Annotated in this window: 15 protein-coding genes; 8 read left to right on the top strand and 7 right to left on the bottom strand. The window is 45.2% G+C overall.

From position 1 onward, the window contains the following. Positions 1-258: 258 nt before the first annotated feature. The gene (locus tag FAM09_RS30310) at positions 259-1,533 is read right to left on the bottom strand and encodes a glucose-1-phosphate adenylyltransferase (RefSeq protein ID WP_136580930.1); all 1,275 of its coding nucleotides are present in this window, start codon (positions 1,531-1,533) and stop codon (positions 259-261) included. Between the two features lie 182 nt (positions 1,534-1,715). Then, the gene (locus tag FAM09_RS30305; RefSeq protein WP_136580929.1) at positions 1,716-3,128 is read right to left on the bottom strand and encodes a glycogen synthase; all 1,413 of its coding nucleotides are present in this window, start codon (positions 3,126-3,128) and stop codon (positions 1,716-1,718) included. Between the two features lie 301 nt (positions 3,129-3,429). On the opposite strand from FAM09_RS30305, the gene FAM09_RS30300 reads away from it, so the two are divergent. Then, on the top strand, positions 3,430-4,923 hold the full coding sequence (locus FAM09_RS30300) for an MFS transporter (protein WP_136580928.1): 1,494 nt from the start codon (positions 3,430-3,432) through the stop codon (positions 4,921-4,923). Positions 4,924-5,009: 86 nt separating this feature from the next. Then, positions 5,010-5,990 (top strand): ROK family protein, encoded by a 981-nt coding sequence (locus FAM09_RS30295; RefSeq protein ID WP_136580927.1) that lies wholly within the window; start codon positions 5,010-5,012, stop codon positions 5,988-5,990. Between the two features lie 107 nt (positions 5,991-6,097). Here the strand turns inward: FAM09_RS30295 and FAM09_RS30290 are convergent, their stop codons facing one another. The 3 genes from FAM09_RS30290 to FAM09_RS30280 form a co-directional block, all read right to left on the bottom strand. After that, entirely contained in the window at positions 6,098-7,021 is a 924-nt protein-coding gene (locus FAM09_RS30290; RefSeq protein ID WP_166437321.1) for a phosphodiester glycosidase family protein, read from the bottom strand. Between the two features lie 148 nt (positions 7,022-7,169). Further along, on the bottom strand, positions 7,170-8,108 hold the full coding sequence (gene lipA, locus FAM09_RS30285; RefSeq protein WP_136580925.1) for a lipoyl synthase: 939 nt from the start codon (positions 8,106-8,108) through the stop codon (positions 7,170-7,172). A gap of 321 nt (positions 8,109-8,429) precedes the next feature. Further along, on the bottom strand, positions 8,430-9,233 hold the full coding sequence (locus FAM09_RS30280; RefSeq protein WP_136580924.1) for a hypothetical protein: 804 nt from the start codon (positions 9,231-9,233) through the stop codon (positions 8,430-8,432). 49 nt (positions 9,234-9,282) lie between these two features. Between FAM09_RS30280 and FAM09_RS30275 the strand changes: the two genes are divergently transcribed. From FAM09_RS30275 to FAM09_RS30265, 3 genes are read left to right on the top strand one after another with little or no spacing between them, the layout of a single operon-like run. Continuing rightward, on the top strand, positions 9,283-9,708 hold the full coding sequence (locus FAM09_RS30275; protein ID WP_136580923.1) for an OsmC family protein: 426 nt from the start codon (positions 9,283-9,285) through the stop codon (positions 9,706-9,708). After that, a complete protein-coding gene (locus tag FAM09_RS30270) occupies positions 9,701-9,892 on the top strand; it encodes a hypothetical protein (RefSeq protein ID WP_136580922.1) in 192 nt (63 codons plus the stop codon). The genes FAM09_RS30275 and FAM09_RS30270 overlap by 8 nt, the downstream gene beginning before the upstream one ends. A gap of 53 nt (positions 9,893-9,945) precedes the next feature. Continuing rightward, on the top strand, positions 9,946-11,337 hold the full coding sequence (locus FAM09_RS30265; RefSeq protein WP_136580921.1) for a sialate O-acetylesterase: 1,392 nt from the start codon (positions 9,946-9,948) through the stop codon (positions 11,335-11,337). Between the two features lie 155 nt (positions 11,338-11,492). Here FAM09_RS30265 and FAM09_RS30260 read toward each other — a convergent pair whose 3' ends face one another. Continuing rightward, positions 11,493-11,951 carry a CBS domain-containing protein gene (locus FAM09_RS30260; protein WP_136580920.1) on the bottom strand — a complete coding sequence of 153 codons (459 nt, stop codon included), beginning with the start codon at positions 11,949-11,951 and terminating at the stop codon, positions 11,493-11,495. Between the two features lie 182 nt (positions 11,952-12,133). On the opposite strand from FAM09_RS30260, the gene FAM09_RS30255 reads away from it, so the two are divergent. The 3 genes from FAM09_RS30255 (at position 12,134) to FAM09_RS30245 (ending at position 13,902) form a co-directional block, all read left to right on the top strand. Next, complete coding sequence (locus FAM09_RS30255) at positions 12,134-12,388, top strand: acyl-CoA-binding protein (RefSeq protein ID WP_136580919.1); 255 nt, start codon at positions 12,134-12,136, stop codon at positions 12,386-12,388. 144 nt (positions 12,389-12,532) lie between these two features. After that, the gene (locus FAM09_RS30250) at positions 12,533-13,078 is read left to right on the top strand and encodes a hypothetical protein (protein WP_136580918.1); all 546 of its coding nucleotides are present in this window, start codon (positions 12,533-12,535) and stop codon (positions 13,076-13,078) included. Next, positions 13,063-13,902 (top strand): hypothetical protein, encoded by an 840-nt coding sequence (locus tag FAM09_RS30245; RefSeq protein ID WP_136580917.1) that lies wholly within the window; start codon positions 13,063-13,065, stop codon positions 13,900-13,902. Before FAM09_RS30250 ends, FAM09_RS30245 begins: the two co-directional genes overlap by 16 nt. Here the strand turns inward: FAM09_RS30245 and FAM09_RS30240 are convergent. Continuing rightward, positions 13,868-14,893 carry a hypothetical protein gene (locus FAM09_RS30240; protein ID WP_136580916.1) on the bottom strand — a complete coding sequence of 342 codons (1,026 nt, stop codon included), beginning with the start codon at positions 14,891-14,893 and terminating at the stop codon, positions 13,868-13,870. The two genes, FAM09_RS30245 and FAM09_RS30240, sit on opposite strands and share 35 nt — an antisense overlap. Position 14,894: the final 1 nt, after the last annotated feature.

The following is a 14,894-nucleotide window of genomic DNA, read 5'->3' as shown; positions in this document are numbered from 1 at the left end:
TGTAAGCTATAAGCTGTAAGCTATAAGCTGTAAGCTATAAGCTGTAAGCTATAAGCTGTAAGCTATAAGCTGTAAGCTATAAGCTGTAAGCTATAAGCTGTAAGCTATAAGCTGTAAGCTATAAGCTGTAAGCTATAAGCTGTAAGCTATAAGCTGTAAGCTGAAAGCTGTAAGCTGAAAGAAAAAAGTGGGCTCCTTTGAGGGAGACCCACTTTAATGCCTTTATGCCTTGTTGCCTTATTGCCTCGATGCCTTGCTTTATATTACAAACCCATCGGGTAAAATAGATCCTTTCTTCACCACCACAATACCGTCCTTAATCGTATACAGCGAGTGATCGGTATTCTCGAGATGATTGCTGCCATTGATGCGCACATCGTTGCCGATGCGGCAGTTCTTGTCTACGATCGCATTGCGAATGTAACACCGCTCGCCGATGCCCAATTTAGGCAATCCTCTTTCTACGGAGTGTTGCATTTCTTCAATGGTCTCGAAATAATCAGAACCCATGATATAGCTGCTCACGATGGTAGTGCCATGCCCCACGCGGCTGCGAATGCCTACTACACTGTTCTCAATGCGGCTGGCGTTTATGATGCTGCCTTCGGCAATGATGGTTTTTTCGAGCGTAGTGCCGCTGATCTTGGCAGGTGGCAACATACGTGCGCGGGTATAAACCGCGTTGCTGTTGTCGAATAAATTGAATGGCGGAATATCTGATGTCAGCGCCAGGTTGGCTTCAAAGAAAGAATAGATATTTCCGATGTCTGTCCAGTAACCATCGTACTCATAGCTCATGATCTTATGCACACCGATTGATTTGGGTAGAATTTCTTTACCAAAGTCAGTGGCGTTCTTGTGTTCTTCGGTTAACTGGTCGAAGATCAGTTTGCGATTGAAGATATAGATACCCATGGAAGCCAGGTATACCCTGCCCTGCTTTTGCATTTCTTCACTGGTTTCGCTTGTCCAGTCGGGCAACAGCTCCTGTTTGGGTTTTTCTATGAAAGAAGTGATGGCGCCGTTGGCATCGGCTTTCAGGATACCAAAATCAGATGCTTCTTTGGCGTGCACCGGAATGGTAGCAACGGAAATATCGGCCCCGCTTTCGCGGTGTTTGGCGATCATTTCCTGGAAATCCATTTGGTACAACTGATCGCCTGAAAGGATCAGCACGTACTCAAAATCGTGCTGACTCAGGTGGCGTAACGATTTCCGTACGGCATCGGCTGTACCCTGGTACCACGATGGGTTATCGGGGGTTTGCTCTGCCGCCAGAATGTCAACAAATGCGCTGCTGAAAATGCTGAAGTGATACGTGTTTTTGATGTGCTTGTTCAACGAAGCCGAATTGAACTGCGTTAGAACAAACATGCGGTTAATACCGGAGTTAATACAGTTAGAAATGGGAATGTCTACTAAACGATATTTTCCGGCAATAGGCACTGCGGGTTTTGAACGGCTGGCGGTGAGGGGATAAAGTCGTGTACCGGCTCCTCCTCCCAGAATGACAGCAATCACTTGGTTACTCATTGATAAATGTTTTAATCCGGGTTCTTAGTTCTTGGTTGTATGTTCTGTGAATTGTGTGTCAGAAGCCCGATGACTGAAGTCCGATGTCTGAAATACATGTTCGAAAATAATAGAGAGGCAACACATCCGGTATTTTCCGACCTCAGGCTTCCGACTTCTTCTTAAAGTTATATAATAATTAATTACAAACTTTCGTATACATCAATATAATGCCTGACACTCGTCTCCCAGCTAAAATCCAGCGTCATCATATGCTTTCTGATGAGGTTCATTTTTTCTTTATCGTGGTATAATCCGGCTGCCCGCCATACCGCGTGGGTAATATCGGGTATACTGGCCTGATCATAACAAATTCCATAGCCATTTACTTCGCCAAAATCAACAACGGTATCTTTTAAACCGCCTGTGCGGCGTACCATGGGCACAGTTCCATACCGCATCGAATACATCTGGTTCAGTCCGCATGGCTCCACACGCGAAGGCATCAACAAAAAATCGAGCCCGGCGTACATGGTGTGACTTAACCCTTCGTTGTAACCGACAAACACGTTGTAATCGTATTGCGATAATGGTTTTAATGCAGCCAGCCCGGCTTCTACTTCGGGGAAGCCGCTACCCAATACGAGGAAATTCATTCGCCTGCCTATAAAGTAAAACGAATCGCTGATCACCTGGGGCAACAGGTCGGCTCCCTTCTCACCTACCAGGCGACCGATAAATCCTATAAGCGGTTTGTCGAAATCAAGATTGAACTGGTCGCACAGGAGCATTTTATTTTTTGCTTTACCGGCTTCCAGGTCGCTGACAGAATAATGGTGTTCTAAATATTCATCTACCTGCGGGTCCCAATGCTTGTCGTCGATACCATTGAGAATACCCACGCATTTTCCTTTTTCATACTCGAACAGGGCTTCCAGGCCATTGCTCATGTATTTCAGCTCATCGAGGTAACTTGGACTAACGGTGGTAACCTTATCGGCGCATTTGATGGCACTGGCCAGCGGGTTGATGGTATTGTTCCAGTCGAGCATCCCCCATTTCCACATATCCCATTGAGGAATGAGTATACTGCGGGCCCACGGCATCCAGCCCTGGTATTGTGCATTGTGAATGGTGAGTACTGTTTTTATATGCGCCAGCCCTCTGTATCTGAGGCAATGCTTCACCATAAAAGGGATCAACCCCGATTGATGATCGTGCACATGAATGATATCGGGATGCTGGCTCCAGGAGTTCAGCCAGTCGAGCACGCAGATCTGAAAGGCGGTAAATCGTTCGGTATCGTCATCGTAGCCGTACACTTTTTCGCGATCGAGCAAACCGTTCACATCAACCAGGTATAATTCAAAACCCAGTTTATCGGTCTTTTCCTTGATCACGGTAAACTCAAACCACCAGTTGCCCATGTTGGTGTTTCCTTTATGAACCACGTCCCAATCGTTGGTATATAAAAATTTGGTGCGGTACATAGGCATTACCACCCGGGCCGTATGCCCCAGCGCATTCATATACTTCGGCAAGGCCCCTACTACATCTCCCAACCCACCTGCCTTCGCTACTGGGTAACACTCCGCGCTTACATGTAATATATCCATTCTAAATCTTCAGGTTAATGATAAAAGGGAATGTTGTTCAATATAGGAAGGATTTTGATTTTATGGCGCAGATGTAAAAAAAATGATTACAAAAGATACTACGTATGACACAAATATGCGCGCAGTTCCCCATATAGGGCCTGAAAAAAATTCCGGGCCTGCTTTATGTTAAAGCGGTAATTTGCCAAACGTAACAAAAAAGTATCAGTTTGTATTCTGTGCCAGCGCCAGAAAAATCGGAACTGGCTGTGGTAAAATCTTATTACTTTTAAAACATCTTTAGACTAAAACCAACCTTTCAATGAGCCAACAAACTAAATGGTCGCAATTTGCAGTGTTAATTTCGGTTTTCTTTTTCTGGGGTTTTGTGGCAGCCAGCAACGACATCCTGATCCCGGTTTTCCGGGAGAAACTACATTTGGAAGCCTGGCAGGGGCAGATGATCTCTTTTGCATTCTATGTAGCGTATACTGTTGGTTCAGTAATTTATTTCCTGGTTAGTAAAGCTACCGGCGGCGATATTTTAAATAAGCTTGGTTATAAGAACGGTATAGCGTTAGGACTGTTCATTTCAGCCCTGGGTACCCTGTTGTTTTACCCGGCTGCCGAAACCCAGTCGTTCCTGATCATGATCACGGGTTTGTTTATTGTGGGCCTGGGTTTCTCCCTGCAGCAAACGGCTGCCAATCCGCTGGCCATCGTAATGGGCGATCCCAAAACCGGTTCGCAGCGTTTAAGCCTGGCAGGGGGCATCAATAACCTGGGTACTACGCTTGGTCCGGTGATCGTAAGCCTTGCTATTTTTGGTTCTGTTACCGGTGCAAAGCAGGTGGCTGATATCGGCGCGGTAAAAACACCTTACCTGGTGTTGGGTGCTGCTTTTATACTGGTAGCTATCATTTTCAAGCTCTCGCCTATTCCTAACAAGATCGAACACCATGAAGATATTGAACTGGACCTCGATAAATCGTCTGAAGTGGCTGCCAAACCTATGATGCCGGCCTCCAACCATAGTAGTGCCCTGGCTTACCCGCAGCTTTTGCTGGGTATGATCGGCATTTTTGTATATGTGGGCGTGGAAGTGGCAACGGCCAGTAACCTGCCGCAGTTTATGACCGAGCACCTTAAGGATGAGAACGGCCTTGCCTTTCCTACCGAAAACATTGCGCCCTGGGTTTCCCTGTACTGGGCCAGTTTAATGATGGGCCGCTGGACGTCTTCTATCGGCGCCTTTAACCTGAGTGCCGGCGTTAAATCTGTTTTGCGCTTTATTATGCCTTACCTGGCATTTGGCGTTTTTCTGCTGATCAATAAAATAGCTAACCACGATATTACGCCCTTCTATATCTATGCCGGTGTGATCGTTGCCCTGATCATTGGCGACCTGCTGAGTAAAGGCAACCCTGCCCGCCAGTTGCTGATCTTCTCTGCATTTGGCATGGCCGGTTTAATAATCGGTATGATAGCAGAGGGTTGGGTGAGCGTTTACGCATTCACCAGCGTTGGGCTGTTTTGTTCTACTCTGTGGCCCTGTATTTTTACCCTGGCCATTGCCGGTTTAGGTGGTAAAACCAACGAAGGCGCCACATTCCTGATCATGATGATCATGGGGGGTGCATTTATCAGTTTGCTCCAGGGCTGGTTGGCCGATGAAAAAATGCTGGGCATTCAGGCTTCGTTTATTGTAGGTGTACTTTGTTTTGCCTACCTGGCTTTTTATGCCATCAGGGCCAAAGCAATTTTAAAGTCTCAGGGCATTGATTATGATAAACTTGAGAGCGGAGGCGCTCATTAATACACAAATAGATGGTATCTTCACGCCGCAAAAATGGTCCGCGACGGGCTGTTTATGACTGAAACTAAAGAAACTGAATTATAGCAATGAGACAACAAGAGTATGCCATCGGAATAGATATTGGCGGCACCAACACCGTTTTTGGAATTGTAGATCACCGGGGTGATATTTCGTACCGGGGAGCCATTTCAACCCGCAAACACAAAGAAGTGGCGGATTATATTGAAGAACTGGCCAGCGCCCTGGCCCCGGCCATTGACCAGGTTGGCGGCATTAATGCCATTCGCGGCATTGGCATTGGCGCTCCCAACGGTAACTATTATAAAGGCACTATTGAATATGCTCCGAATTTACCGTGGAAAGGCCTTATCCCCTTGCAGCAGTTAATGAACGATAAATTCGGCGTACCCTGCGCCCTCACCAACGATGCCAATGCAGCAGCAGTAGGTGAAATGATGTATGGCGTGGCCCGTGGTTTACGCGATTTTATAATGATCACCCTGGGTACCGGCGTGGGCAGCGGTATTGTGGCGAACGGACAACTGATCCTGGGTCACGATGGTTTTGCCGGAGAACTGGGGCATACCACCATTATTCCCGGGGGCCGTTTACATAAAGGCACCGGTTTGCGCGGTTCGCTGGAAGCGTATGCCTCCGCGACCGGCGTTACGCTCACCGCCCTCGAATTCCTGGAGCGGGACCCACGGCAGGATAGCCTGTTGCGGAATTTTGCCAAGGAAGAAATTGATTCCCGTATTGTTTACGAATGCGCTGTACAGGGAGATGCCATTGCGAAGGAAGTGTATGAATTTACCGGTGAGGTATTGGGACTGGCTCTGGCCAATTTTGTGATGTTCTCTTCGCCTGAAGCCATTATTTTATTCGGCGGTATGACGAAGGCCGGCGACCTGATCCTGAACCCAACCCGCGAACACATGGAAAAGAACCTGCTTCCTATTTTCCAGAACAAAGTAAAACTGTTGTTCTCTGAACTGCGCGAAGCGGATGCGGCGATTCTTGGCGCCAGTGCGTTGGTTTGGGAAGCGAAGACGGATAAGGTTGTTTAGAATATTGAATGTCGAATAACGAATGTCGAATAACGAATGTCGAAGTAATTACAGAAATTATTTTGTATTTACTTCGACATTTTACATTCAATATTGGATATTCGATATTATTTCCTCTTCTTAGGTTCTTTCTCTTTCACAATAAACACACTCGCCACTGGCCTTTGTGCTCCCCCATCTGCCGGCTGAATCGTTTCCCTGCCATTGATCAGCAAACAACTGCTGCCACCCCCATCGAGGTTCATCGCTTCAACACAACCCAGGTCAACCAGCATGCGGGCGGTTTCATCTAATGTAGCGCCTTCCGAAACCCCGGGCGAACGGCCCTGTATAACCAGGATAATCAACCGGTGATTGCGGGTATACCCGATGGCGGTACGCGGGTGCCGGTCGTTTCTTTCAAACGCATACAACTGTTCTTCTTTATTCGTAATAAATACCGAGCCTTCCTGCACCAGTACCGGACCGCCGCCAATGGCGGTATGCATCTTCCACCAGTTCCATTGTTCAATGGTACGCAGGTCGGTAAACGAAGGATCTGGGTTGCCGCCTTTGGCAATAATGGGATGGGTTTGAAAGGCATAAGGCCATCGTTTGGCCGTGTCGGTGAACAGCCAGGCAACATCGGGCAGGCGTTTTTTACTGATGCCAAAAGCGCTGCGCGTGGCATAGTAGAACGAATCGCTGAACAGGCTTTTCAACGCGGGAATATTATACGCTTCCATTTTACCGTTGCGGATGATCACATTCAGGTTTTGGTGGGTTTGAAAAGAGAAATACCCACCGTTCACTACTATATACGGCTTTCCTTCTTTGGAATAAAATTGCGAGGGGGTATAGCAACTACCCGCGCCCGTTTGGGCGGTGAAGTCGAGGCGCTTGTCTTTCAGCCGCACTTCAACGCAATATGCTTTAAAAGGGCGGCCGTTTAATGAATCGGAAGTTTTAAAAACACGAATGGAACCAGGCAGGCTGTCGAATTCATTGTTTGCCTTTGCCCAGTGAAGTTGGCTAAAACCCCAAAGGGGCAAAAAGCAGATCGTTATTAATATTGAATATCGAATGTCCACTATAAATATTGAATATCGAATGTTCAATGTTGAATGTCGAAGTAAAATCCAAAATAATAATCAATATCGAATGCCTCTACGTTCTTCCGCCTTCGACATTCGGCATTCATTATTCAATATTCAACATTTGTTTCTCCTGAAGCCATTTATTCTTACCATATCCTGGTATTACATGGCGTTCGCTATGATAAGAGGAACGAACGAGCGGTCCGCTTTCTACATAATCAAAGCCCATGTTGTAACCGGCTTCGCGGTATTCGGCAAATTCATCGGGGTGCACAAAACGCACAACCGGTAAATGCTTGCGGGTGGGTTGCAGGTATTGGCCCAGCGTTATTACATCTACCCCGCTGTTAACCAGGTCCTGCATGGTTTGTAATACTTCTTCCTTTGTTTCGCCCAGTCCGCACATGATACCGCTTTTGGTGCGCATGCCGCCTTGTTTCAGGATCTTCAGCACTTCCATGCTGCGGCGGTATTTGGCCTGAATGCGAACCTGCCGGGTGAGGCGTTCAACAGTTTCTATATTATGCGACACTACTTCAGGGGCTGCGTCAATAACGCGCTGTATATCTTCCGCCTTGCCTTTAAAATCGGGGATCAGCGTTTCGAGTGTAGTATCGGAATTTAGTGATTTTACGGCTTTAATGGTATTGTGCCAGATGATGCTGCCGCCGTCTTTCAACTCGTCGCGGTCAACAGAAGTTAATACGGCGTGCTTTACTTTCATCAAATGAATGGCTTCTGCTACGCGTTGTGGTTCGTCCCAGTCAACGGCATCGGGCCGGCCGGTAGCTACCGCACAAAAACCGCAACTGCGGGTACACACATTACCCAGGATCATAAAAGTAGCCGTTCCTTCGCCCCAGCATTCACCCATATTAGGGCAATTGCCGCTTTCACAAATGGTGTGCAGTTTATGTTGATCAACCAGGTTGCGCACATGCCGGTAATTTTCGCCGGTAGGTAATTTCACGCGCAGCCAGTTGGGCTTTTTTACAACAGAGGTTGATTCATTTACATTACTGATAACGGGTAATTCCTGCATATGTCTTTATATTCTAATTATACCTTATGGTTGCTCACGGTATTATAACACAACAAAACCCAAAAGGTTAACTCGGCTGATTATAACAAATTGATATATAACTCGCTACTGGAAAAGGTATGGCTAAACGCCCACAAAAATAACACAAAAGTGCGTAATGGGAGGCTTTTAGTTATCCCGTAAGAGTGTATAAATCAGCGGCTAGTGGTTAGAGGCCAGTGGCTAGTGGGGAAATGCAGTTAGTTTATAAATGACAAGTAGCTAGTGGGAAGCCCTTTTGGTATTTCCTACTAGCTACTTACTACTTACCACTAGCTTTTGTTACGACTTTCGCCGGCCCAGCAGCAATGAAATATAGGCGTTGAAGAAGAAATTCTTTTCAGGGTTATAGGCCATTTGGGCTACTTTGGTAAGATAGTATTCTGCATTCAGCCCTACTTCAATGGCCGAAATGGTTTCATTGAACCGGCCATAGTCAAAACGAAGGGCGCCTTTGGCATGCAAACCGTATTTAGGCTGCACTTTATTCCATCCCACGGTAAATCCAGACGCACCTTGCTCTATATAGCCGCTGTCGGTAATATCGGGATAGGTTTTGCGATACCGTTGCTGGGCATTGTCGATCACGTCTACATAATACGGTTTTTCCAACCCAATGCTCAACCCGCCGGTGTAAACAGCCATAACCGCTACCCCGTTCTTATTGCCTTTACCGCCAATAATGCGTTGCTGGCCCACACCAAGTTTTACCTGGTAAAAATTATTGAGTTTACCGAAAATGACGCTATTGAAGTTAAAACCGTTCAGCAGAGAGGTGCGCTTTTCTTTTTTATGCTTTTTCTCGTTTATCTCCAACTGAAAGATATTGGCTACCCGGGCGCTTTTAAACCGTCCTATTTCGTAGGAAAGTCCGTAGCCATCGGTATTTAATTTTAAGCCGAAAATGCTTTGCTTACTAAAAATAATTTCTCCTTCCTCCTCCTGCTTTAGCAGGTTATTGATCCTTTCACGTTTTGCGGCCTGCCTGTCTTTTTTTGCGGTTGGCGATTTGGGAGTTGGATTAGTCTGCGCCCACAAAGTGGATGCAAGCGTACCAGCCAAAAGGAACAAAACAAATTTCTTCACTGGCTATGATTTGATTATTAAACGTAAATTTAAGGCAAAAATATACATAATGACCTCAACAGTAGTTTACGAAGGAAATCTGCGAACGGTTTGTACACATATAAAATCCGGATCCGTTATTGAAACTGACGCGCCACCAGATAACCAGGGTTTGGGAGAACGCTTTTCGCCGACCGATATGGTGGCAACTGCCCTGGGGACCTGCATGCTAACGATCATGGGCATCAAAGCGCGCGATATGGATCTTGATATCAAAGGCATTAAAATAGATGTAGAAAAGATCATGAAGTCAGATCCACGCCGGATTGGTGGCATAAATTTAACATTTCATTTCCCGGATACCCTGCAGGTAGATGAAAAGCAAAAGACCATCCTGGAACGTGCAGCCAATACCTGCCCCGTTATGTACAGCATTCATCCGGATATTGAGGTTAACGTTACCTTCAATTGGAAACCCGAAATGATTATTGGCTAAAATAGAAGAACAAATCACAAAATTCAAATTACAAGAACCAGGTCAAATTCCAAATCGCAAATCACAAGAACCAAATAAAAGAACCCAAAATTCAAATCACAAGAACCAAAAAATCTCAAAATTCAATACTCAAATTACAAGATTTGCTAATGCAGCATTTTGGCGCTTGGGTTTTGGTTTTTGAGTATTTATTTTTTGGAGTTTGGGTTTTGTTTTTTGGGATTTTTAAATTTATATATGAAAAAATGGTCATCGCTCCTTTTCTTGTGTACACTTGTCATCAGTTCTCCTGCCGCCATACGCCTGCCAGCGGTACTCAGCAGCAATATGGTATTGCAGCAACAATCAACCGTAAAACTGTGGGGCTGGAGCAGCCCCGGTGAAAAAATAGCCATCACCACTTCCTGGAATAACAAAACAGATTCTGTAAAAGGCACCCGTGACGCCAACTGGCAGGTTTCCATTCAAACGCCTGCCGCCGGCGGTCCCTATACAATTACCATTTGGGGCAGCAATACCAATACGCCCATCGTGCTCGAAAACGTACTCATCGGTGAAGTATGGGTTTGCTCGGGCCAGTCGAATATGGAATGGAATTATTACAACAAACTGCCCGATATTGGTGCGGAATTACCTACTGCTTATAATTCAAACATCCGCTTTTTTCATATCCCCAAAACCACGGCTGTTTATCCGCAGGATGATTGCGCCGCAAAATGGACCGTTTGCGATTCAAACACCCTGAAATTCTTCAGCGCCGTGGGCTATTTCTTTGGTAAGAAATTAAATAAGGAGCTGAATGTGCCTATCGGTTTGATCAATTCAAGCTGGGGTGGCACACCGGCCGAAGTATGGACGCCCGACTCCAAAGTTATTACCGATGCCGAGCTGAAAGCCGCTGCTGCAAAGCAACAAGCCGATGCCCGCTGGCCCATCACCCCCGGTTATACGTACAATGCCATGATCGCACCCCTTGTCAACTACGCTATTGCCGGTTCTATCTGGTACCAGGGTGAAAGCAATACAGGCACGTCGGCCACCTACAGCAAATTATTTACTACCATGATCGATAGCTGGCGCAAGGCATGGAACAAGGAATTTCCTTTCTACTATGTGCAGATAGCGCCCTTTAAATACGGCACCCCGTTAATTGGCGCGTTGTTGCGCGAACAGCAAACCAAAGCCATGGCGCATCCGCAAACAGGCATGGTAGTTATTACCGACCTGGTGGAAGATACCAGCAACATTCACCCTGCCAATAAACATGATGTGGGTGCCCGCCTGGCCAACTGGGCACTGCACGATACCTATAAAAAAGAAGGCATTGTTTATAAAAGCCCGATGTATAAAAGCATGGAAGTAAAGAAGGGCAAAGTGTATCTCAGTTTTGATAATGCGCCTACCGGATTGATGGCCAAAGGAAAAACCATTACCGAAGTGTATGTGGCTGGTAGTGATCAGCAGTTCTACCCTGCCGAAGCAAAAATTGAGAATAACCAATTGGTGGTGTGGAGCAAACAAGTAAAGGAACCGGTGGCCGTGCGGTATGGATTTACCAACACAGCAATTGGTAATTTATTCGGGAAAGAAGGATTACCGGTGAATAATTTCAGAACAGATAGCTGGTAATACAGTTTATTGTTTATAGTTTTTGGTTTATAGTTAGTTGCCGGATTTATTAGAAGTCTTAATAAATCCGGCAACTTTGATTTTCAGGATTGTCGCCAGCAATTCGCAGTTTCGAATGGCGAAGCAACCATAAACTATAAACAATAAACCATAAACTAATATATCCTTCCTCTACCTTCAGCTGTATCTATAAGTTTTTGAGCTAAGGCATCGTCAAAAACCTCTGCGCGGTTGGCCAATACCTGCCGAAGCAGATCATGAATGGTAATAATACCCATAAACTGGCTGTTATCGAGGGCCACCAGGTACCGCGCTTTACTTCTTGCCATCAGGGTCATACAATGTTCCACCGTATCATTAGGCGCTACTACCGGCAAATCGGTGGTCATTACTTCCTGAACTTGGGCCTCGCGGCTGCTGCGGCCTTTTAATACTACGTTGCGACTGTAATCGCGTTCCGAAAAAACGCCTTTGTAAGCGTCCCCTTCCATTACAATAAGGTAACTCAGGTTTACCTGGTCAAGCAGGTGCAGGGCCTCAATAACCAATACATCGGGCTTGATGATATTTTCCGGACGCGGTTTGCTGGCAATAAGATCGTCTACCGTTCTCATGAAATATACATTTGTTTAAAGTTCGTGATTTCTTGTATATAAAGAATGATTTTAATCATATATCAATAGATATATTGGCGATAAATTTATTACATATATTTAATGCGCTTTCATGATCTGTCCTGCCCACTACCGGGAGTGACCGGAAACGCCTATTTTCGCACCAATCAAAAAAATTAACCATGACTATCCAGGAATCATTTGAACAGGCCGTAAGCCGCAGCAAAACCTTAACCGAAAAACCGGGCAATGACATTCTGTTACAATTATATGCACTGTACAAACAAGCCACCGAAGGCGATGTTAATGTAGATCCGCCTTCCAATATGTTCGATTTTGTTGCCAAAGCCAAATACAATGCCTGGGAAGAGATGAAGGGGAAGTCGAAAGAAAGTTCTATGCAGGAGTATGTTGAGTTGGTTGGAAAATTAAAGTGAGTTAATAATAGTAAGTTTTAAAGTAATAAATAAAAAAGTGGCATGTAGTTGCAGGCAAGTGGCGAGAAGCGAGTAGCAAGTAGGAAATACATTTATTTCTTCTACTAGCCACTAGCTACTTACTACTAGCTAAACTGACTTCTAATGAAAGGGACTTTTCTATATCAAGTCTGGCAACACAATAGAAAATTGTGCTACATCCTGACAGCATTTACCATGCTTACCGTATGCGGCAATTTATTAGGCGATGAAGTAACGCCTTTTTTTGTATGGGGCATGTATTCAGAAAAAGAAAAGCCGGTACAACAATATGAAATTTTAAAAACCACCATTAACGACAGCACGGTGGTGAATGTGTATGATTATTATACCACCGATACGCGTTTTTACCTGTATAGCCCCCTGGCGTATTACAAAAAAATAGAAGACAACAATAACGTAGATCCTACTGTCAGCTTTTTGCAATCAAAACTGCATCAGCATTATGACAAAATTGATTTCCTGGAAAGATCGTTCTCCAATACCGGGCCGCAACAACAGGCTTTTTTAGATTGGTACGCGCGTTACCTGCAACAGGTGACCAATATACCTGTTCATTCCCTGCGCATGGAGGTAATAAAAGCACATTATACCGATCAAAATTTAGTTACAGATACCGTTCACCTGTTCGCAACATGGGAAAAACCGTAGCACATATCAGTTTCTATACCCCCTGGGAACGAAAGCGCATAGCCCGCATCGTATTTGCATTGCTGCTGGGAGCGCTGGTGTGGTCGTTTTTTTCCAACACGTTATTACACCAGTTGCAAAAACCTGTTATTAAGTTCCCGTATGTAGATCCTACTTACTGGATCATGCATTATTTGGGCATACCGGAACTTATAACCGGTAATTTTGTAATGGCCTGTACATTCGATACTGCGTTGTTTGCATCCTGTATTTTGTCGTTCATGTACCCGGAGAAACGGTTGTATTGCTGGTCGTTCATTATCCTGTACTTTATTTATTTTATCACCTTCAACACGTTTGGCACCCATCACACCAATCATAAGATCGGGTTTCTGTTTATCGCCATTCCGTTTACCGTTGCTGACTACAAATCATTTAATTTTCTGTGGCAGGGTCTTCGTTATTTTTTGCTTTTTGCCTATGCCGATGCTTTTTTATGGAAGTTGTTCCGGTTGTCCTGGCTGCACCCCGACCAGGGATTGCTTATTATGAAAAAGAACGTGGCCGCCTTTTTATACTTTGAACCCAATACGTTGCAGGCTGGTTTGTATCGCTGGTCGTTGCAACACCCGGCCTGGGTAAATGGTGCGTACCTGGTGGGTATGCTGCTGGAAGGATTGTTTATTGTTGGGTTCTTTACCCGCAAATTCGATCACTACCTGTTTATATTGTCAATTTTGCTGCCTGTTGGTTTCTATTTAATGGCCGATGCCAATTTTTTTGAGTTTTTAATACTTAATCTCACCCTGATCAATTTCCATAAACTGTTTGTTCGAGCTCAGTAAGCGCACTTTTCATAAAGTGACCCTGGCTTAATTGTACAGCCAGCGGGCGGGTATTCTCAACCATCTGCTGGTATGCTGAGTCGCTTATATTTTTGATGACTTCGCCAATCTCTGATAACCGGTTTATCGTACACCCAATACCGTATTGTTTTACCAATATTGCACTGGCCGATGTGGCCGGCACAATAAGGGGGATGCCCGCCATGATAAAAAGGGACAGCTTATGTGGAGTAATAATAGTAAGATAACTTCCATAATTGCCGGCGAAGCTTTCGATCTCCGGTCCATACCAAACCAGCCCGAATGATCCCTGTAAATGTTGCACGAGCTCATAAGGCGGAAACACCCCTTTATAGGTTGCATTTTCGGGAAACGCATTGTATTCGGAATAACCGGCGCCGTATATAGAAAAGGTTAGTGGTGTTAGTTGCCCCAGCTTTTGTATGAAGGCATTTTTTTGCAGGTCACCGGCAATAATGATGTGGGTATCTTTTGACCGGTGTTGATGTACCGGTGTGGCTAAAAAATCGAAGAATTGCAACTCTGCAATGGTGGCGTGCGGCACTATAGGTTGTAACCATTGGCGCATCCGTTCATTGTGCACAATAAACAGGCGGAACCGGCGAAACGCTTTTTTTTCTTTTTCAAGCACATTGTCGTTCCCATTGCGCAATCCATCTATATCCAGGATCAAACAAGCGATCTTCACCCCTTTTATTCGTAATAAGGTTAGTAACAGTTCGTGAACCTTTGCATATAATGGAAATTGAAAAATGACCAGGTCGCCGGAGCGGATCCTGAACAAAAGCCTGATCAAATAGAGCAGTCTTTTCCACTTTGACCCTATTGAAAAATCATACGTGCCGGGGAATTCGATCGGCTGATACCCTTTGGCTATAAAATTCTTTTCTGCATCTACATTACCAATGCCGCCATGAAATACTTCCCGGTGCAAATGTTCCTGAATAAAATATTTATTGGGAATAGGCATA

The organism is Niastella caeni, assembly GCF_004834005.1.
Lineage (GTDB): Bacteria > Bacteroidota > Bacteroidia > Chitinophagales > Chitinophagaceae > Niastella > Niastella caeni.
The sequence above is the reverse complement of the archived record's forward strand: the minus strand, read 5'-3'. Positions and strand labels throughout refer to the sequence as shown.